The organism is Bacteroidetes Order II. bacterium (genome assembly GCA_016788705.1).
In the GTDB taxonomy this organism is placed as follows: Bacteria; Bacteroidota; Rhodothermia; order Rhodothermales; family UBA2364; genus UBA2364.
In genome coordinates, this window is the sequence record JAEUSQ010000039.1 from 353,925 (window position 1) to 376,156 (window position 22,232).

Sequence of the window (22,232 nt, forward strand, 5' to 3'; positions counted from 1 at the left end):
AAAAAGAGCAGCTTATCTATGCAAAAAGGTAATCAAGAATACCTTTTATGATTTTGTACGGTTTCGACAGGTCTCTAGTATGATTCGCTCAGTGCGGAATATAAGATATTTTTTTTCTCCCGAAGTGTACTTTTGTTCCATTGTTTTTTTAAATTGCATCCGGTAAATTTAATGATGTCCCTCTGCACAAGGGATATTTTCAAACGACAAAGCCGATCTATTAGCCATTCGGCAAGACATCTAAGTGCTGAAATTACTGTGCTTTAAGCACCCTAAAATAAAACCCAGCCAACTCGGAAACACTTTATTTTCCAAGTGGCTTGGCCAACTTCCGCTCTTCTGATATGTCCTTACCACTTTTAGGTTTTCGGACAAAAACCAAAAATTATTGCACATGGTGAAATCCACCCTCCGTCATTGGTCAGGACTTCTTTTTTTGGTATTTACCAGTCTTGCCTCCGGCATCCTCCCGACCTATGGTCAGGGAACTGCTCGTATTACCATATCCGGCGTTCCTTCTGTTCTCCAAACGCCGTATTTAGCTGAGTTACAACGCGACTATCAGGCAGGGCGTTTCCCCGTTCAGTTTGTTTATAGTCATGCGTCGCGGCAACCTGGAACCTTCCGTTTCGCCTTATCTCTATCGCTTGATGGGCAGGAACTGGTTTCCGAGATTTCTCAGGAGGTTACTATTCGGCCTGGTGTTTACACCTATCGGACCTTTCGGGATGCACCGGAAATTTTATTCCCGGACCTTGCAAGTTTGATAAGAAAATTACCATCCGATCTTCAAACCCGCATTAATCAAACCGGATTATTGCCAGAGGGCCGTTACGAATTGACCTTAGAGGCGCTTTCAACCGATCCAGAGCAATTTGTGGTTGCACCACCAGCTTCTGTTTTCTTTACGGTTTCGTTCCCAGAAGCACCCGTGCTGCTTTCCCCGTCCGATGAAGCCATTGTCTCGCAGGCCCAACCCATTTTCACATGGCTACCCGTTTTGGGGCCCTCCCGCCAAACGATTGAATATCAGGTACGTTTAGTAGAAATTTTACCAGGACAAACCACCGATGAAGCGTTTCGGGGCAATCGCGCCCAACTTGAATCGGCCTTCCAACGAGGAACCACTTTTGTATATGGCCGAGATCTACTGCCTTTAGAAACGGGAAAACGTTACGCATGGAATGTTAAGGCACGAACGGTTTCCGGTACGCCGATTGCCCAAGATGGCCAAAGTGAAATCTACACCTTTTCGTTTGGTGCTAGCGCTGCACCAGACGATTTGATCGCCCAATTACGACAAATTGTTTTAGAACCTGGACTGGCAACCCTGACGGGGCTAACCGATTTAATTGTAACAGATGAGGGAACGAACTGGCTGCTAAACGGGCCTGCCACCTTAAATCTAACAGCCCCCTCCTCTGAAGTGATAACCGTTAACATAGAAAACATTCGCCTCCAAAAAGGCTCATTAGATGTTCCCGTTTTACAAGCAGGTTCGGTGACCGCACGCCCGGCGCCAGATTCCGGCTTCTTGAGGGGGGCTTCTGGCGGACTGGTAGAGGTGCGCCTTCTACGTTGGGAATTCGGACGTGGGTTTATGGCCGAAGGCGCGCTCCGGCTCCCCAATGGCAACCTCACACCTGCGGTGGGTAGTCTGCGGTTTTCGCGGAGTGGATTTTCCGGTGAAATACTTGCCGAATCCGGTAACAGCCCCATTTTAACCTTAGGTAATCCAAGTCAGCAATTGATCCTTAACCGCATTCGCGCCCGATTTCCCGAAAGCCAGTTAAGCGGCTCTGGTCGCTTCAGTTTAAACGGAACCACTTGTTCGTTAGATGAAGTCTTGTTTACTGGCGGAATGCAAGATCTATTGCTTGATTGTGCCTTAAATCAAGCAATTCAGGCTGTCCCTGGGTCAGATTTGGTGCAATTACAACTAAATCGCCTTCAAGGTCGTCTCCGTGTTGACACAGGTACTGGCCGTATGACCCCTGAACTTACGGTAAATGGTCAATTCGCGATTCATGTTTCGGAAGGACGTTGTGCTGCGGGGTTGAACGCAGACCTTACAGAAAGCGGCTGGAGTATCCGAGACCTTTCGCCAACCTGTGATTTGCCTTCATTGCCACTAGGGTTGTTTGACCTCAGCTTGAGTAATTTGCGCATTCCATTTTTGGGCTTCGATACGGCGCGTAACCGTTGGGACTTTGCCATAGACATAGACGGGCAACTGACAGGTGGAATTTTAGGTAGAGTTCGACTTCCACGCATAGCTGGTATCAGGCTTACGCCAGAGGGTTTTTCGTTTCCCAGTACGGTTTTGACTGCTCCGGATTTGACTAATCTACCTGAATTAAATTTTGGTGCACTAAAAGGGCAATTGACGGCACTAAGAGTACCCGTTTTTACGCTCAATGCGTTTGATCTTACGTCTGCGGCGTGGCAGCCTGTGTTGATGGATTTTGCCTTCCGGCTGGCAGACGATCTCCCATTACCCGCATGTTTACAGACACCACGGTTTAATGTCCGCGATTTTCGGTTTACGAGTAGTTCATTTAGCATGGATCTGGGTAACCTAACGCCATCCGGTTGTGAGCTACCGCTGGGAATTGCTACTTTGCGGGTAAATCAATTGGGGGGACAACTGGAAGCAGTTCTATCCGGTGGACGCCTTAGTGTCAGTCCCAATTTATCGCTCGGTGGGTCGCTAAGGTTCGGATCACCCTTCACCTGTGGCGGTGTCGAGGAAACCTTCTTGCCCGCAAACCTTGCTATTGATCCGCTTGGAAGATTGGTGGGCAACATTGCAAACGTTATACCCACATGCCCCCTTAACTTTGGGTTTGGAAGTGGTAGTTTGCGTGCTGCAAACTTGATATTGGGCAATTTAGGAGGCACTCAAACCGCCCGTTTAGAAGCAAATACTGGATTAGACCTTAACCTATTTGGACAAAACAACATAAACGCCAATGGTTCATTCAGTTTAGACTTGATCACAGGACGGTTCTCTACCTATAATTTCAACCTCCTCTCTGGCCTTAATCTACCTTTCCCTTCATCGGAAAACCCATTTTTCACCTTCCGTTTAAGTAGCGGATTGAGCCTGAGCCAATCTGGTTTACGCATCACCGGAACCCATGCGATCCAAATTGGGGCAGACAACATCCCCGTCCGGTTTGACCGAGGGCTTTTTAACCTGAACTCGTTCCGATTTACCGAAGGTATTGCCCAAATTGGCGGATCGGGTTCGGCTTTTCAGTTGGTCTATCTATTAAACGAAGGCCGCTTCACCACGTTTTCGGCCTCGGCCACCCTACCGAGCCAAAACCTTTTTGCAATTCGGGTAGAATCTGTAAACCTCACGCCAAGCGGGCTTGCGTTTTCGGGTAATACAACCGGACAACTCCGGTTTGGGGGTGAGTCTTTTGGGACGGATCGGTTGCAGTTGCGTTTTACGGACTTTACACTCGGGACGAGTCCCATAGCCGTTTCCCGTGGCCAACTCGGCTTTTTTGTGGACGGTAGCCAGATTGCAACGTTTGATGCAACTGGATTTCGTTTGGAACCGGGCGGACTTTTGGCGGCTCTCCCCTTGCCAGCACAACTACCTTTGCCACGTACCGACTTGGCATTTTTGCGGCTTCGCACCTCCGAAGGTGCTCCATTGCTCATCGCCACCGAAGATTTAGGCGGTGGACGTTTACGATTATTTACGCGCCCCGGAAGTCCGATTCAATTGGTTTTGGCGGGATTAAATGATGGTGGCACGCCTCCTTCGATTGGCGCCTCCTTCGATCTGGTGGTGAACAATGGCGACTTTGCCGTGCAAGAAGTCCGCTCGTTTAATGTTGCCACCTCGGCAGAGGTAAACCGTGCCTTGTTCGGAAGTTCACCACTACAACTTACCCGTTTTGTGCTTGCGGGTGCTGGTTCAGGCTTAGCGCTTCATGCAGATGTACAAATGGCCTTGCCATCCGATCTCTCTTCCGGTCCATTGGTGGTTCGGAATTTGCGCCTAAGTGAACGGGGGTTCGAGGAAGCAGACGTTTCTGCCACGATCAACCTTCCCGACCGAACAACAGGTACGCTTCGTGGTCGTCTCTCGGCCAATGGCACGGGTTTAAGTGGCTTTTTGGGATTAGAACAGGCTTTTACCCTTGGTAGCAACCCGCTTCAGGTGGCTCTTTCCGGGTTACGGCTCCAGTTCCCATCTGTTCAGCTTACGGGAAGCGGCGCACTTACGCTGTTTGGCGGACGGCAAGCATGTAGCATCACCGATTTGGTGGTGGGCGGTACAGGAGGAATGAGTACCATTGATTGTCGGATAGACGAAGCCATTCCATTGGTTCCGGGTAGCGCCCTTGCTACGTTAAATCTTGGGAGCATTACGGGACGATTGGGCTATGCGGGTGGAAGATTCACGCACGATCTTTTGTTCACTTCACAATTGGGTTTACAAGTGAGCAATGGTCCTCGGTGTGGAACAAATCTTAACCTTCGCTTTACCCACACCTCTGGTCTTACCGCCTCCGAGTTCCGACCCGATTGCTCCGAGACACCACGTCTGAACTTGGGGGCATTGGAGGCACTTATGGCCAATTTGCGTGTCCCTTCTTTGGAATTTAACCCAACCACAGGGCGCTTCGACTTTGAAATCCAAACCGACCTGCAATTGGCAGGCTCCCTATTGGGTACACAGGGATTACCAACCTTGCCCGGTATCCGAATTCGTCCTAATGGCATTACCTTCCCCGATGTCAACTTTAATTCCGCCCAACTATCGGGATTGCGTCCGTTTGACCTTGGGGGCATTCAAGCCCGTGTCAGCAGCTTCAGCATGCGTGGCTTCACCTTCGATTGGTTTGGCCGCCCCCCCGACTCGCCCGGTAATTGGGATGCCCAAGTGGGACTTAACATCGGGCTGGGCAATATCTCCGAGGTTCCTCGCTGTTTACAAACCACTTCTTTCCCGCTTAGCCTTAATATATCTGGTAGCCGCTTAAGTGCCACCTTGCCTGTTCAGACGTTACGGGATTGTAGCTTGCCACTGGGGCCAGCCTCCTTAGAGCTGACAGGCATTGGCGGTAGTTTCACCGCCGGATTTGAGTCAGGGCGATACAACTTTGCACCCATCTTTTCGCTCAATGGCAATCTGCGCCTCTCCGATGCCTTCACCTGTACGGCTGCCACCACGATGCCACTCGGAACAGCCGCATTAAATCTCTTGCCAAATGGCTTGGTTTTAGGCAACGTAACCGCCAATATCCCAGAAACCTGTTCTTTACAATTTGGCCCCTTCCAGGCATCCGCCGGACGGACCACGCTCTCCTTGGGCCGCTCCGGAGACAACCAAACCGCCACCTTAGATGGTATCGCACGCCTCACCATTGGCGATAGCGCACCCTTCGATGGAACCTATAACCTCAATTTATTCACCGGACGACTCAACACCTATCGGTTTGCCCTGAGTGCCCCATTTGTCTTGGCCGTTCCGCCCGAAAGCCCCGTTTTCCGGTTCAATATCACATCTGGTGAACTCTCCGAAGATGGACTTAACATCAATGGAATCAACACTTTAGATGTTGGTGGTTCTCAGATTCGGACTACATTCGATAATGTCGGGCTGAATCTCTCCACATTGGCCATCGAGAACGGCCAAATACAGATTGAGGCCGGGATGGGCTTAGAGGCCGGGATTGGTTCTGGTGGTTCTCTCCGGTTCAATGCCGTCAATGCCACCCAACCGCCTGCTGCCAATCCGGGACTTATGTTGCGTCTTGGTTCTACGATTACCATAGACCGAACAGGGCTGAGCCTTGGTGGACGCGGTTCGGCTGCCCTCAATTACCGACCAGAAGGCGGCGAAACCCTCAACCTGCCCCGTTTAGAGGTGGACTTTGGTTCTGGTTTTTCTTTCAACTTCAGCCCCTTTGCTATTGGGTCGGGCCGCGCCAATCTTTTGGACGGAACCACCATTATGGGGTATATAGACCGTTCCGGCCTTCAAGTTAACCCCGGATATGTGGTCAGCCGTTTATTACCGGAACGCTTGCCCCTGCCTTCCGAAACCGTTGCATATTTACAATTGCGCAGAGGTGGAACACCTTTGGTTGAGACCACAACCGAGCCGGGTGGTCGGGTAAGATTGGCCATTAGACGTGGCGAAACGGTCAATTTGGTCTTTCCGGCAATGGCACGCGGTGGCCGCACGCCGGAAGTTCCGGTCACATTTACCGATGTAGTCTTTGATCCGGCTTTGATGCAAATTACGGGTGGTAGTATCTCGGCGGATGTTTCTGGATTAACCGATTTCATCCTCCCCGATCAATTTCCGTTACAACTGCGCAACATATTGTATGGTGAACGGACGATATCGGGACGAACCGTGCGCGGGCTTTTCCTGACGGGCAATCTGCGGATGCTGGCCCAAAATTGGAGTGGAGACTGCCCAGCGGCCTTCCAAGTATTAGAAACCGGACGACTCTCTGGAAACCTCGCCTGTACAGGCATCAACCAAAACATCCCCCTTCCCGGTGTTGATAATTTTGCCTCACTTCGCATAACAGGTGTAAATGGCTCGTTAGATTTGGCGCTGCCGGGTGTAGCGACGGGTGGAACAACGGTTAATTTTGGCTTAGATGGCCAGATCAACTTGAATAGTAGCGGGCGCGAAATGGGCCGTTTAGGGTTTACGGCCAGCCTAAACAACGGTGTCTTCACCCTTAACACCACTGCCGATGGAAACCAACCCGGTGGATTGCCCCGATTGGACTTTGGCGCTTTTGGGATGGGCATTACCCATTTGCGAGACCTGAGCCTAAGCATAAGTGGTGGCGCTTTACGATTTGGACTCGGTGCAGACCTCGACTTCCGCGTAAGAATGCCGGACGGCACCTTTGTCACGATTCCGGCCAATGGCGCATATTTTGGAACCGATGGATTCCGCCTGCCTTCCATCCAATTAGCCGGACGCACCTTGGCAGACTTGGGTATTGCTCCGATTACACTTGGCCCCATACAAATCCAACCTACGCAAATTCGGATACCTTCGCTCAACCTGAGCGGCCTTACAGCACTTGGTACAGACCTGCTTGCACAACTCATTCCTTCTTTCGACCTCAACTTCCGAATGCCCTCTGTTTCGGGACTTTCCCGCGACCTCGCCACAACCGATATTTCCTTCAACAATGTCACCTTCCGTAATGGTATTTTTACTGGGACTTTAGGTGGCTTCGATTTACCCGGAAGCGGCTTGGTGGTTCCTTTCGGGACGGATGCGGGTCTTCGGGTTCGGCAAATAACCGCTCGCTTCTTCGATGATACTGGACGACAAGGCGTAGATGTGCGTTTCAATGGCGGTTTACAATTCCCATCCGCTTTTGGGGATACCCGCTCTTGCTCTGCCACGCTCTCGGCGGCACTCTCTTCAACTGGCGATATTGCGGCTACGGCTTCGGGCATTGCTCCTTGTGGCAGCCTCACCTTTGGCCCGCTCAGTTTACGGTTCACACGCTCAGACTTGGCCCTGACGCTCGGTAGCACAACCGCTGCCACCTTAGACGGAACCGCCGAGGCCACCTTGCGCACGCCCGATGGACAAGTTTTGAACGCAACGGGGGATTTGGGGATTAACCTTGTAAACGGAAGCCTGACCCGAAGCAACATCCTCTTAAACGGCCCCTTTGTTTGGCAAATTCCTTCCGATCGTGCCTTGCTTTCCTTTACCATAAACAGCGCACGGCTCAATACAACCGGACTCACCTTCGACGGAGCCGGACAATTGGATGTGCCCGGTGCGCCTGTGGGGGTTCGGTTTAATGCCGCACAATTTGGTTTTGATGGCCGGATGAACGGTGGAAGCGTGACCTTTAATGCAGGGTTTGGCTTCGACATTCCTTTAGGCGAGGGAACCAATTGGCGATTGGTGGCCGCCAATGCAGCAGATGCGGCAGGTAATTTCTTCCGCCTTAATTTGCCAACGGGTCTTAGCCTTGATCCAACTGGATTATTGGTAAATGGCACGGCTTCCGCCCGGATCAATTACGGAACCCAACGGTTTACAGAAGGCCAACTAAGTCTTAACTTTGCGGGCTTCCGGCTCGGCTTTACGCCTTTTGGCGTAAACGATGGGCGGGTGGATTTAAACGCCCAGGATGGTGGCAGGACTGTTCGCATTGCCTACTTCGACCGAGATGGTTTCCACCCCGATAACCTCTTGGCCGCACTTCCACTTCCGGCACGGCTCCCCCTTCCAGATGCACAACTCGCGTATTTACAACTCCGTGACTCCGGTGGCGCTTTGCTCATCGAAACAGCAGACGAGGGCGGCGGTCGGATGGCTGTCAGAACCCGTCCGGGCGCACCCATCAATTTTGTCATTCCGGCGCTTCGGGGTGCCAGTCCTTCCGATCCAACCCTACCTGTACAATTTGAATTTGTACTCAATACAGGGGATTTCACCGTTCGCGAAGTGCGGAGTTTTGTAGCCAATGGCGCACCCGTTTTAAATGCCGCACTATTCGGAGCCGGAAGCCCCATCGCTCTCCAACGGTTCGACCTGACAGGTAATGGAGCCGGTTTGGCACTCTTGGCCGACCTGAACATCACCCTTCCTACTGCCGTTTCTGCGGATCCACTCTCGTTACGGGGCATTCGCATCAGCCAACGTGGATTTGAAGAAGCCACCATCAATACCACCCTCAACATGCCCGGAGGCGGTGGTCCTGCCAATGTGACGGGTTTATTGAGGGGTGGCCTAGGTGGACTAACGGGAGAACTTCTGGCGCGTGCCGATGGTGTCCGGCCTATCCTCCGCATTGGGTCTCAACCCATTGAGGCTGCCCTTACGGAATTACGCATACAATTCCCCGATGTACGCATTTCTGGAAATGGCGGGGTTTCCCTCATGAATGGGACACCCACATGCGCCATCAACAACTTCACCCTTTCCGGCGAAACCAACAACCTCAACTTCTCCTGTTCGCTCGGTCAACGCCTTCAGCTGGTTCCGGGGAGTCCCTTGGCCACGCTTGGCGTTGCCTCCCTTTCCGGCGACCTCACGTTTAACGCCCGCACCAGCGCCTTTGGGTATAACCTAAATGCCTCCGGAGACTTGGCCATGCAGGTAGAAGGCATGGCGGCTTGTGGGGCATCATTAGACCTAAGCATCTCCAATACCTCCGGTTTTTCGGCGCGAAACGTCCGCCCCAACTGTAGCGGAACCCCTCAATTAAATCTGGGCTTCCTAAACATGGGTTTCCGTAACCTACACCTGCCCACCCTCACCTTTAACCCCATTTCGGGGCGGTTCTCGTTTGAACTTGCGATGGATGCCAACCTCACCGTCCCAACCTTCAACAACCTACAATTTCCCCAGCTACCCATCCGACTTACCGAATCTGGTATCCGATTTAATCCCTTTAATTATAACGAAACCGATTTATCCGGTTTGGGTGGGTTTAATCTCGGATTTGCCCAGGCACGTATAACAGGGCTTCGTTTGGCCACGCCCTTTACCTTCAACTGGTTTGCACACGACAGCAATACTGCTGGAAACTGGGATTTTGCCTTCGACCTGCGCATGAATTTGCCAAGTGGTCCAGAATTTCCGGCCTGCCTCCAAACCTCGGCCATTAACCTGAACAATTTACGGTTCTCCGGTGCGGGTGTCAGTTTCAACTCTGCCATTTCAGCCATCGGAAGCGGCGGCTGTAACATCCCCATGGGGCCAGCCACCTTGAACGTCACCGAACTGAGCGCGCAACTTAGTGGCAGTTTTAACAACCGCTCCTTTAATCTTGCACCAATAGTTCAGGTTGCCGGTGGTATCAACCTTGGTGCACCCTTTACTTGTTCAGGACCTCCTTCGCCTCTAAGTTTGGGGACCACCCGCCTGAGTATTGGCCCGGGCGGCCTGATCCGAGGACGTGTAGAAAATCTTGCCCCCTCCTGTCCGCTCCAATTTGGTACCTATGCCGCATCCGTAAGCCGCGCAAACCTAATTTTCGACGTTATGGGTGGTCGTCAGAATGTATTGTTTGATGGTGGTGCATCGTTAACGTTTGCCCCAGGCCAATCAGTAAGCGGAACGTTTGAATTAGACGTAACCAATGCACGATTCAATCGCTATTCCTTCAACTTAGACAATCCATTCGATTGGGCCGTACCTGCCACCAATCCCGTTTTCACCTTCCGCATCAATCGCGCACGGTTAGACCAAGATGGATTGCTGATTGACGGGCGCAACAACCTACGGTTTGGCGATGGCGCACAACTGGGTGTCACGTTTGATCAGTTTTTATTCAATTTAGACAACGCCTCGATCTCCTCCGGAAGCATCACGTTTGATACCGCCTTTTCACTTCAAGCAGGTATTAACGAGACCACAAATCAACTTGCTTTCTCTGCGGCTGCGCTCAATGCACCCCTAACGCTAAGTCCGGGTGCGATGTTAAAACTGACCGGAGCCATCCGAATAGACCGTACCGGATTGGGCGTAGCGGGTAGCACCGATGCCGCACTACGTTACCGAGATTGGAACTTAACAGGTCTCGGTCTAACGTACTCCAGCGATTTCCGACTGGCATTTAGTCCATTTGGCATAACTGCCGGAAACATGACCATCAACCATAACGGCTCGCGGGTAGCGACCATTTCTTCTACCGGAATTGCGATTGACCCCGCTTTTGTCCTTTCGGTTTTGCCAGATCGTTTGCCCGTTCCACATGTAGATGTTGCTTATTTAGAACTTCGGCGTAGTGGCCGCTTGATAGTGGACATGACAACACTCCCCAGTGGCAACCTCCGTATCAACACCCAACCCGGACAAACCGTAAACATGGTGATTCCGGCCTTGCGCGGTTCTGGTTCGGCTCCTTCCTTGGCGGTCACCTTTAGTAATTTCGAAATTGACCCACGTGACTTTCGGGTCGTAGGGGGTTATTTCTCGGTTCGGACTGCCGATGTTTCGCGAATCATTTTGCCCGCCAACTTCCCGCTCCAACTCACAGAAATCGGGTATGGGATCCAAAATTATGAAGGTTCGCCCTTGGCAGCCCTTTTCCTAACGGGTACGGTTCGGCTCTTCGAGAACAATGTTCCGGCATGTAACCTCACCACGTATATCCAAATGGATGGACGACTACGTGGGAATGCGGGTTGTAGGGGAATGGATGCCAATATACCCTTGGTTGGTTCCTCTAACTTGGCATCGTTGCAAATCAGAGAGGTTCTGGGAAGCATTGATGTACCTTTAACAGGCGGTTCTCCCAGTTTTTCTTTAGATGTAAACGCCGGATTTCGTATCCGTACCCGAGACGAAGTGGGTGCGCCAATTGCCGCCGAGTTGGATGTGCAAGCCCAACTAAGTGAAACCGGCTTCCGGCTTACAGGTTCTATGCCTCGGGCTTTGTCCTCGCCTCCAACCATAGACATGGGCATTATGGCGATGGGCATTAACCGGATTTCGAGCCTTACGATGGCCTATGCCGCCGGACGTTTCTCCTTCCGAGCGGGTTTGGACATTCGGATGCGCTTTGGCTTAGAAGAAGGACGGCGCGTAGAATTGCCGTCGTATAACATCGAAATATCGGATGCAGGACTTCATTTTGCCGCGATAGACCTGCATAGTGGCTCCACGCCTCCGCTAAACTTAGATCCTTTTGCGCTCGGCCCCGTTGCGATAGACCTCTTGGCCTTCCGTATGTCGCCGATGACCGTGGACTTTTTCTCGGGACGATTCTCTGGTTTTAACCCCCGCTTCGACCTCGAAATCACCTTACCCGGCTTCCGTGCTACGGCTCCAGAATTGGCAAATGCTCGTATTACGCTCAATAATGCCGGACTACAAGAGGGTAACTTGGTCGGAACCATCGTTCCTTATATTCCAGACGGTGGTCTCCTACGCATTCCAATGGGTGGTAGCGTGCGGATAAATGTTACCCGAATTGAGGGTAGCCTCCTGAATAACAGCGGCACACAAGGCTTCAACTTCCAACTAACCACCGAATTAGAATACCCCAACCTAAGCGGTTCCGGTCCGGCCTGTAGAAATCCCATCAATCTTGGCTTTAATGGCACCACCTTTACGGCAAATGCCAGCCTTGCCCCATGTGGCTCCCTGAACTTCGATCCTGTAACCCTCCGGTTTACTTCTGCAAACTTGGATTTGGCGTTTGGCGCAACCCCGCGCGCCGAGTTCCGAGGTAGCGCTGAAGCCTCCATCCGCCGCGACGGAATGGGACCGGCTACTGCAACCGGAACACTTGGCCTAAACCTGCTGACAGGCGAGGTTTTTGATGCCAATATCTCCGTAACGGGGCCTTTTACGTGGTCTTTGCCCTCCCGTGAGCCTGTCTTTTCCTTTACCGTCAATAGCGCCAGCCTAAACCAAGATGGCATCACGTTTAATGGCGCGGGCAACTTGCGGGTCGGTACGGGTTCTATTGGAGTGAGTTTTAACAATCCGCACTTCCGCTTCCGAGACATGGCGCTTACAAGTGGGAACATCACCTTGGATGCCGCGATTGCCTTCGATATTGGACTTGGCGGCGGTAGCTCGGCCTTCCAGTTGGTGTCTCCTGCCACACCTGTGCCTTCGGGTAATTTCTTCCGGCTCGGCCTGCCCAGTAGTCTGCGATTGGATGCAACGGGCATGACGATTAGTGGAGCAGCAACCGCACAACTCCGCTTCGGGACCCGTCCAGAAGACTTCTATAACAGTCTGAGCCTCAACTTTGTAGGCTTCACCATGAACTACGCGCCCGTTTCCGTAACGGATGGCCGGGCCGACATTATGCTTGCTACGGGCGGAACGACCACCCGCTTGGCGTACTTCGACCGTGATGGTTTTCATCCTGACAACATCGCTGGTATCTTGCCCATTCCGGCACGTCTTGGCTTGCCGAACCAAGACGTGGCCTACCTGCAATTGCGTTCCGGCCCCTCCAATTCCGACCCATTGCTGATCCAAACACAGGATATGGGAAGCGGACGACTCCGCATTTACACCCGTCCAGCGCAACCCATTCAGGTGGTTTTTGCCGGATTTTCGGGCGCTCCAAGTGCGGGCGTAGAATTAGATATGACCCTCAACACGTCCGATTTCTCGGTGGTGAGTGTTGGCACGTTTAATGTCACCATTACCGAACAACTCAACCAAGCCTTGTTTGGCAACTTCCCTGTTGCTATTACGGCACTTGGATTTAGCGGTTCTGGTTCTGGCTTGGTCTTCCAAGCAAGCGCCCGCATCAACCTACCGGAAAGCCTCTCGCGGTTGCCCTTGAACGTGGAAAACCTGCGAATTACTTCTTCGGGGTTTGAAAGTGCCACAGTACGAATTGGAACGTACTCCGCCAGTTATCAACCAGGCTGCGAAAGTACACCCGTCCAGCAAGCAAGTTTCAGCGACGGCGCAGTTGTTATTGCCGCTTGTGGTATCGAAATGGTCTTGGGTTCTTCCGGTATTTCCGCACTCCGGTTTAGTGGCCAATTGGGTGGAACCTTCCTCCAAAACAATGCGGGTGCGGCCACAAGAATGCACCTAACAGGCGAAGTGGCCAGTGGAAACTGGAGTTTTGTGGCTTCTGGATCGCATTTACCTTCGTCTCGGATTAACCTCGGCTTCGCCACCCTCGAACCGACGCGCTTAGCCCTAACCGCCAATGCCACCGAGTTTGCCGTAACCTTTGATGGAACCTTCCGGCTTCCCAGTATCGGAACCGATTTTGCCATCTCTGTAACAGGGCTTAAAGTAGGAACAACTGGTGTTAGCATCACTTCTGCCGTCATGACCACGCCACAAACGTTCAATCTATTCAACAACTCGTTGGTCATGAACGTAAACCGCCTGGCACTACTGGGGCCAAGTGGTGGTTCGCCATTCCGTGTTCAAATGAGTGGCGCGATGAACTTTATGGGGCAAACGGGCATCAGTTTCACCGATTTCACCATTGGTACGGATGGATCCGTATCATTGGGTAGCGGAGACGTGAATTTCTTGGCTGGTCGTCCGATCAACATCATAGACCAAGTATTTGTCCTAAGCGAGTTGCGATTGGGGTACGTTTCTGGTTCCTTCACCTTGCGGGCTAATGGAAACGTGACCCTTCCCGCGCCCATGTCCGCGTCTTCTGCCGTCTCGGTGGCGATGACCGTTAACCCCACAACCGGAGCCGTTACGATCCCTCCAACCACCGTTTCCTTTACGTTAGATGCCACCGGACGACGGAATGGTAGCCCACTTGAGCTTACCCTCGGCAGTTTTGCCACCATCGAACCAACGGGTGTTCAACTCACCATAGATTGGCAACGACCCGCACAAACCACCTTCTATGCTTCGGGTAATGTGTATGTGCAAAACGACAATGCCAAGATCATCGAATTTGGACGACCCACCGACCTTACTAACCAGTATGGCATCCGCGTAACGTTTGGCGGAAGCGTGAACTGGCAATTGACCAACACCCCTTCTTTTACTTTCGATACCGACTTCTTTTCCATCCAGATTGGGGCTTCGATGCCCACCACATCTGGCGGCTGGCAACTGGTGATCAACGGCGTGGCAGGACTCAAAATTCCGGGAGTGGGTGGGGCAAAAGTTGGTTTTGCGGATCTGACCATTGATCGAACAGGCATTGTAAACCCCGGACGATTTACGGGCGAATTTGAAGCCCAACTCATGGGAATTGCGACCCTAAGACTCGGTTCGTTCACCAATGGGACAGGCAATCTAACGTACAGTTGCGAAGGCCCAGGTTCTACACCACAAAATCCAGTTGTACAAGATTGCACCGTGGACACCCAATCCTACATGCTCTTCAATGGGGTACAACTCTCGCTTGGAAGCACCTTTAGCGGCGGCGTAGATCAAGTGATGTACTACATTCCACGTGCAGGCGGCATTTATTTGCGGATCAAAAACTTTAATGTCAGTTTGAATGGTGTGGGGAGCCTGACGGCTCATATGGAGTTCACCCAATCCAACGGCGATTTTCTCCTACGGGCAGCAGGCGGTGGAACCATTACGAGTCTCGGTGGCAGTGGCGGTGTTGGATTTGCTTTTATGGGTAAATTTGCCAACAAAGGCGGTCAACTTAGTTTTGGAATGTTTGCCTATATCAGTGTTCCCATTCCACTTTACCCCGGTATTGTTACGCTCACAGGTGTGGGAGCCGGCTTCTTCTATCGTCCTGAAAACGAAGACATCCGCATTGTCACCAATATCATCAACTTCACCCCGATGCGCCCGCTCCCATCGGTCGAGGGCATGACCTTTGCCATGTTGCTCGCCGCCGATGCCGGATTCGTCGGTACGCATCCCGTATATGCGGTTTCCGTTCGCACCTTGTTTATGTTTGCCGCAGGTGGGCCGGGAGGCGCTTGGGCCATCTCCATCAATGCACGTGGAACGGTTTTTGGTCAATCACAGGAGCGGCTTAATATTGGCTTTTTCCTGAACTTAGAGTATTCCCCAACCCGCTTCTCTATGGCGGGAGGCGTAGAGGTGGTGGTTAATTATCCGAGTATCGTGACTGGGCGTGCTGAAGTGAACTTTAGCGTGATCAAGGCTGGAAGTGCCGAAACCGTATGGGCCATTAATGGTAGTATCAATGACTTCCGTATCATTTCTATCATCACCGTAAATGGACGATTTGTTGTCACCAACAATGGCTTCCTATTCGACCTCTCTGCACGCGGCGGTTTTAACTTCTGGATCGTAGCCGTGAACACCAGTTTTGATCTCTCCGTCTGGTGGAACAAACCGCGTGATGCCTTTGGAGCATATGTCCGCATGGGAATCGAAGCCTCGGTTCTGGGGGGGCTTGCTTCCCTGAGTGCCAGTGCAGAAGGTGCCTTTATTCGAGAAGGCCCTAATTACCTGATTTATGCCGCCGCAAGTGGACGCGTGAAGGTCATTTTTGTATTTGAAGGCACGATCCGACTCTGGATTGCCTGCCGAAATGGGTCGTGGGATGGTGGCATGGGTTCCGACGAACGGTATCGCCAGATGATAGAGGATGCCCGTAACCAAGCCGCCGAAATGGAGCAAGCTGCCGATGAAGCCGCAGGTGCCCTCCAACAAGCCCAAAATGCCCCACAGGTCTTTGCCCTTTCCGAAGCAGAGCTAACTGCCGCAGGCTCTCTCCTACAATCCTACCCACAATCGTGGCGTGCGGCTTTTGCAACCTATGCCGTCAACCGAGAGCGCGACTTCTATAATGTGGTGAACACAACCTTCCCCGGAACCAATCTGGCATTCCCGACGGTATATCAACAAGTGGTGGACAATGTGATTGAAGCAAACCGCGCTACCGCCTCTCTTTCTGCCAGCCGTACCCAGATGACCATAAACCTGGGTCGTGTGACGGCTCAGGCACCTGCCGTCATTACCCGCCTTCAAGGTGCGGTATCCGAAGCCATCGAATGGGAAAATGAAGTCAATGAATTGGATGTGGCTTTGCGTAATCCGATTCAAAACCTACGTGCCAACTGGTCTGGCGACACGCCACCTAACTTTGATATTGACCAAAGCGCCGAAGACCAAAATGCCCAACGAATGAACGATTTCCGGGCCGCAGTCGCTGCTCTGGACCAACAATACCAAGAATCCATCGCTGCTGTTACCGCCAATATCAACAAAATTGATGATGTCATGCGGGGCCAAACCTCTGTGGATATACAAGCCGTAGCACCAGCCGTAACATGGCGTTCATCGGCCACCAACAAGCAATATAGTGGCATGACGATTGGCAGTTCTTTGGGATACTCCACCATGCTGGGCGTCCCAAAAGCAACCCAACCAAACCGCTCTGTTCAGGAAATCAGCCGTGTTTTCCGCGATGCCATGGAATCCGTTCATGCCTTCCATAGCCGATACATCTCGTACTCATGGGAAATGATGGATGTATATCGGCGGCGCCTCAATGCCTTAAACAGCATCAGTACGAATGTGGAAAGTGCGATTAATAATGTGATGAATACAGCAGTAAACATTCGAATTTTTACCTTTAATTTTTCCGGCCCGTTAAGGCTTATTGCCACCAATCCCATTTTTAACCAAACCCAGTTTAATGCACTCAATACCGGAAGCCGTGAATTGGCGTATCAACGTCGTTTACAAATCCTAAAATTATTGTACAAGAACGAAAGTGGTGGCGATACCCGCGCATTAAACGAAGCCAATACCTTCCGAACAAGTTTAGACAACAATAATTTGATGTTGAACTTAGAGAATGTTGGCCGAGAAATGTGGGTAACCATGCACCGAAATGGCTTAAATGAACGCATCAATGCGGTACCAACCGAAGTTGCTGAAAAATTATCCGACTTCAACACCGGATTAACCAACCTCAGAACCCGCTATAACGAATTCTCTTCGGCCATAGATGAACTCTATGCCGTAAAAGCACGCATGATGACCACCCTCTTTGGAATGTTGGACGAATACATCAACTGGAGAACAACCGTTTTGCGCACTACCGACAACACGACTTGGCAAACCCAACGTGCTAATTTTGCCCGACTCATGGAACCACCGGTTATTACAGGGATTTCCTTCTCCTCCAACAAGCCTACCGGACAATATTTTAATGACCTTACCTTCACTTGGTCGGCAGCACACCCCAATGGCGTGGCCGAATATGCCTATGCCATAGACAATGCGGGAGGAAATACGATTCTTACAGATGAAGCCTTTGTGTCTGTAGGTACAGAAACCACACAACGCCATACGGTGGTAAAACGGAGCGACACAGAAAGCCAACGTACCATTGCCTTCCGACTGATGGCACGTGGGCCAGGCGGAAATACGGCCATACGCGGGGTTCAGGTACGGGTAAATGTAGGAACAGGAAGCACTTATTCCGGAAGTGGGACAACACCGGGAGGAAGCGTCCTCTCTAATGACACGTCGGCACCTGCAATATGGTCTGTTAACCTGACCGATAAGGTACAGACCGAGTCCACCGAGACTTCATACTTCTTGAACATAGATCCTATTTCAGGAAGGTCGTTTATGACACCTTATTCTACCACGATCCAACGGATTTGGGTGAATGAAACCGACCGGATTCCGGTAGATGTGGTGGCTTTAGACTTAGAGTCGGACATTCGTGACATTGAGTATGCCATCGGAACCTCTTCCGGCGGCACGCAAATACGAAACTGGGGAACCATGCAAGGGGTTCGTACCCGTTTGGGGGACAATATCGCTACCAAAACCGAAGCCACCATCCGGGGTCTCAATTTGACCTCTGGCAATACCTATTATCTTTCCGTGCGGGCCGTAAATGGCCAAGGCTTGCGAAGCATTGTTACAACAAAAACCTTCACCGTGGACACAACAAAGCCGACCCGGCCACAAGCACCCTTTGCTGCCCGTGTAGAAGGCGGCCTAATCGGTGGTTTCACGCCCCCGCCTCCTACGAATTATGCCCCGATCGGAGCCAATGCAGCCGTTGTTTATGCTTCGCCGCTAACCAATACCCAGCCCAGCATTGCTACACCATCCTATCCCCTCAACTGGCAAGCCTCCACCGACCCCGCAGCGCCTGGAGCATTGGCTTCCGGTTTACAGTTCTACCGCTACATCCTAAGTACCAACCGCGATGCAACCGAGGCATCCCTTGCCACACCAGAGGATCAAGTGCGAACCACCACATCGCTTACCGCAGTTTTGAATAGTGGCCCTCTCACTTTTGTAAATCCATTTTATGCACACATTTGGGCGGTGGACAATGCAGGCAATAATGGTGATGCCCTGACTATCGGGCCTTTTAGCGCCCCCGACCCATCCGCACCCACCATTCCCATTGTGCGTGCCAAACTTGGAACCAAAGCGGTTTACGTCACCCAAAAATCCGAAGACGCAGAATCGGGCTTACGTGGTTACCAATTTGCCGTCGGAACCACGCTCGGAAGCACCAACCTCCGTGCTTTCCGAACAGATAACCAACCAGACCTCATCATAAACGAGGCTCCGCGTTATACACCACCAGGATCAGGCACGACCTTTGCCTTGGGCTACTTCCTCGGAATGAGCGATTCACCCCGTGCCATTACTGCCAATGACTTATCGAATGGGGCGAATGTCTATGTACAAGTGCGTGCACTGAATGGGCAAAACATGAAGTCCGCAACGGTTTCCACAGGCCCATTCCGTATAGACACCACCCGCCCGCAAACGAGTGGCGTAACGGCCACATACAACCGTGATTCAGGAGACTATACCATTACCGTAAACAACATGAACGATGGCGAATCTGGAATTTCTTATATCGAGTATCGCATCGTAAACCCTATTAATGGTGCGGTATTACAAGACTGGACAGCTGGTGCTTGGTGGATAAGTCCATCCTTTGGAACCTTCTCGCGCACCATTACCCGAAACCGAACCGCCGATCGCTCCCTCCTAAATGTGGATGTGATGGTAAGAATCGCAAACGGGGTAGGTTTAGAGACCGTCTCTACCGTGCGCGTCCCCATACCCCAACCCCCAACCTATTATTTTCCACCGGTGGTCTATAGATTTTAATTTGTGGGTAAAAAAGAGAACGTCAAAGTGCTCTCACCACGCAAAAACCTATTAAAAATAATATGATAGGAAATAAAAGTTTTTTTTGGCTATTGGGCTTATTTATCTTAATAAGTACAACAACCAACACCGTTTGGGCGCAAGACCCACAGGTCAGAACTTCGGTTAATGCAGATGGACGTGTCTTCATTTACGCAACACAGCCCCCAAAATCTGGACAGGGCTACCATTTTTATCGAAAAGAGGCCGCAGGAAATGAAGTCCGCCTGAACGGAGCAGAGCCGATTCGGGGTGTACAGTCAGGTATTGAACTCCGCGAGTTACTTGGCCAAGACTATAATTCGATCCGAGAAACCCTTGGCGAAGATGACCCTACGGCCATGTTATTTCGGTTAAAATCAGATCGAATTAGTGGGAATTTATATGCCTTCTCGTATCCCACCGTCGCCATTGCATTGGGACAATTGTGGGTGGATTCTACGGCTACAATGGGACAAACGGTAACGTATCGCCTTGAAACGCTCAATTTATCCAATAAACCCATCGGCAAATCCACAACACGCACCCTTAAGATTCAGCCGGATATTCCCATTGCCCCCCAAGACCTAAAAGCAGAAGCCAAAGGGCGAGAAATCAAATTCCAATGGCGCTTCCCAACCGCCTCGGAAGAACAAGACGACAAGGTGATACAATTCCACCTCTACCGTGCCCTAAACAAAAAAGACCGCGAAGGTCGGGAGATGTTCGAGAAAATCAACCCCACTCCTATCATCCGAAACGCCAATACCACCAGTGGAACCTACACATGGATTGCCGGATCCAATGCCACCCGAGAAACTTTTTTTGTGGTTGCACAAACCATTTCGGGGCAATTCGGCCAACAAAGTGAAACCACCACCATCACACTCGTTGATAACATCCCACCCGACCCACTCCCCGGTGTCACCATTGTGGCATATCGTGACGGTTCTTTGCAGCTAACATGGCCACAATCCCTAACACCCGATGCTGCTGGATACCACATCCTCCGCAGTCCACGCTTCGAAGATGGGTACGAGAAGTTACTCACCCAAATGATGCCCCTCAACCAAACCACCTTTACCGACCGCAAAGACCTGATTTCCGGCAAAGCCTATTATTATAGTATGGTGGTTGTGGATGCCGCCGGAAACGAAAGTGAGCGGAGTAATCCGGTAATGGAGATTGTGAAAGACCAAGTACCTCCGCCCCCACCCCAAGGGCTAAAAGCCAACCTGCAGCCTAATAAAGACATTGTGCTAACGTGGAATGCAACTGAAGTTTACGACCTTAAAAGTTATGTGGTTTTGCGGAAACGAGTTGAAAAAGGCGTTACCGCTTGGATGCAAATAAGCCGAGATAGCCTTAAAACCAACCAATTTACCGATACCACCTTGAAACGAAATGGCCTTGAAGAAGGAGCCGCCTATGATTTTGCCGTAACTGCCGCAGATCATGCCCTGAACTTTAGTGATACCACGTTTGTCACCCTAAAAATTCCGGATATGACCCCACCAGAACCTCCTGCACAAATAATTGCAGCAAACCAGCTCGGACGCTATATCAATGTATCGTGGCTCAACTCTCCTTCTACCGATGTGGTGCAATACCAACTCTTCCGCTCAGAAAACAATGCACCCGAAAAACTCCTCTCAACCCTAACCAATACGTTTTATTACCGCGACGAAGCCATTACCCAGCCCCACACCTATCGCTACACGGTCGTAGCATTAGACTCTTTGGGGAATGTCAGCAAGCCTAAAACCTCGGAACCCGTAACCGCCAACGACCTGAATCCACCTCGTGAAGTGCGAAATGTGCGGGCTTTTCCACGCGAAGGCTTTGTGGAACTGATCTGGGAACCAGTTGTAGCAAACGACCTATCCAAGTACCGGATTTACCGATCGGATACACTTCCGACAGGCATCTACACCCAAATTGCTGAAGTAGAGGTGCAAACCTTGGTCTTCCGCGATCCTACCGGGCAAAAACACCATTGGTATCGCATTACAGCCATAGATAATGCCGGAAACGAAAGCCGCCAAAGCGATCCGGCCCGTCCTTTTCTTAGGGCAGATTGACTTATCTGGATCGTTACACGACACCATACCCCAAAGAACTTCCTTTTTAACGCCGAAAAAATCTTTATATTACGACCGCTAATGTACCAATTTCCAGCAGCCCATGACCGTGTTGACCACACAAGCAGCGCAGATTGCGTATAGGTGCAAGACGTAGCTGGTACAAGAACCCTGAAACACCGTGACACCCAAACGACATTGCGCTACACCCACATAAGTCAGCGAACCATACAGAGTATCCGTAGTCCTTTGGACACCCTTTTTACCGAAAAGTACGACAAAAAACACGAAAAGGGCAGATATAACTAAGTTATGGGCAATTAAGAAAAAATGAAAAACCCTTACGAAATAGAACAGCAGAAAATAGAAAGCTTATTACAAGAGAATAAGCCAAAAGAAGTATTTGAATTTATTATCAGTCTTTTAAAAGGAGAAAATAAAGATGATATAAATTTGAAACTGAGGTGGTCTGATTTAGGCGGACACAAATCTAACTTAATATTGTGTCATGAAGAAACAAGAACAAGCATTAAGTCCTGCAAGTGCGAACCGGTTGCGGCGCAAGTATGACAGGGCGTTCAAAGAAGAAGCAGTGCGGA

The 22,232-nt window shown here is 51.1% G+C and carries 3 protein-coding genes; all 3 read left to right on the plus strand.

Annotated elements, in window-relative coordinates; all coding sequences use genetic code 11:
- Window positions 1-394 precede the first annotated feature (394 nt).
- The 3 genes from JNN12_11210 to JNN12_11220 all read left to right on the plus strand — a co-directional run bounded on the left by JNN12_11210 (window position 395) and on the right by JNN12_11220 (window position 22,203).
- Complete coding sequence (locus tag JNN12_11210) at window positions 395-19,534, plus strand: hypothetical protein (GenBank protein MBL7978897.1); 19,140 nt, start codon at window positions 395-397, stop codon at window positions 19,532-19,534.
- Between the two features lie 62 nt (window positions 19,535-19,596).
- Window positions 19,597-21,633 (plus strand): hypothetical protein, encoded by a 2,037-nt coding sequence (locus JNN12_11215; protein ID MBL7978898.1) that lies wholly within the window; start codon window positions 19,597-19,599, stop codon window positions 21,631-21,633.
- Window positions 21,634-21,963: 330 nt separating this feature from the next.
- Window positions 21,964-22,203 carry a hypothetical protein gene (locus JNN12_11220; GenBank protein MBL7978899.1) on the plus strand — a complete coding sequence of 80 codons (240 nt, stop codon included), beginning with the start codon at window positions 21,964-21,966 and terminating at the stop codon, window positions 22,201-22,203.
- The last annotated feature ends 29 nt before the right edge of the window (window positions 22,204-22,232 follow it).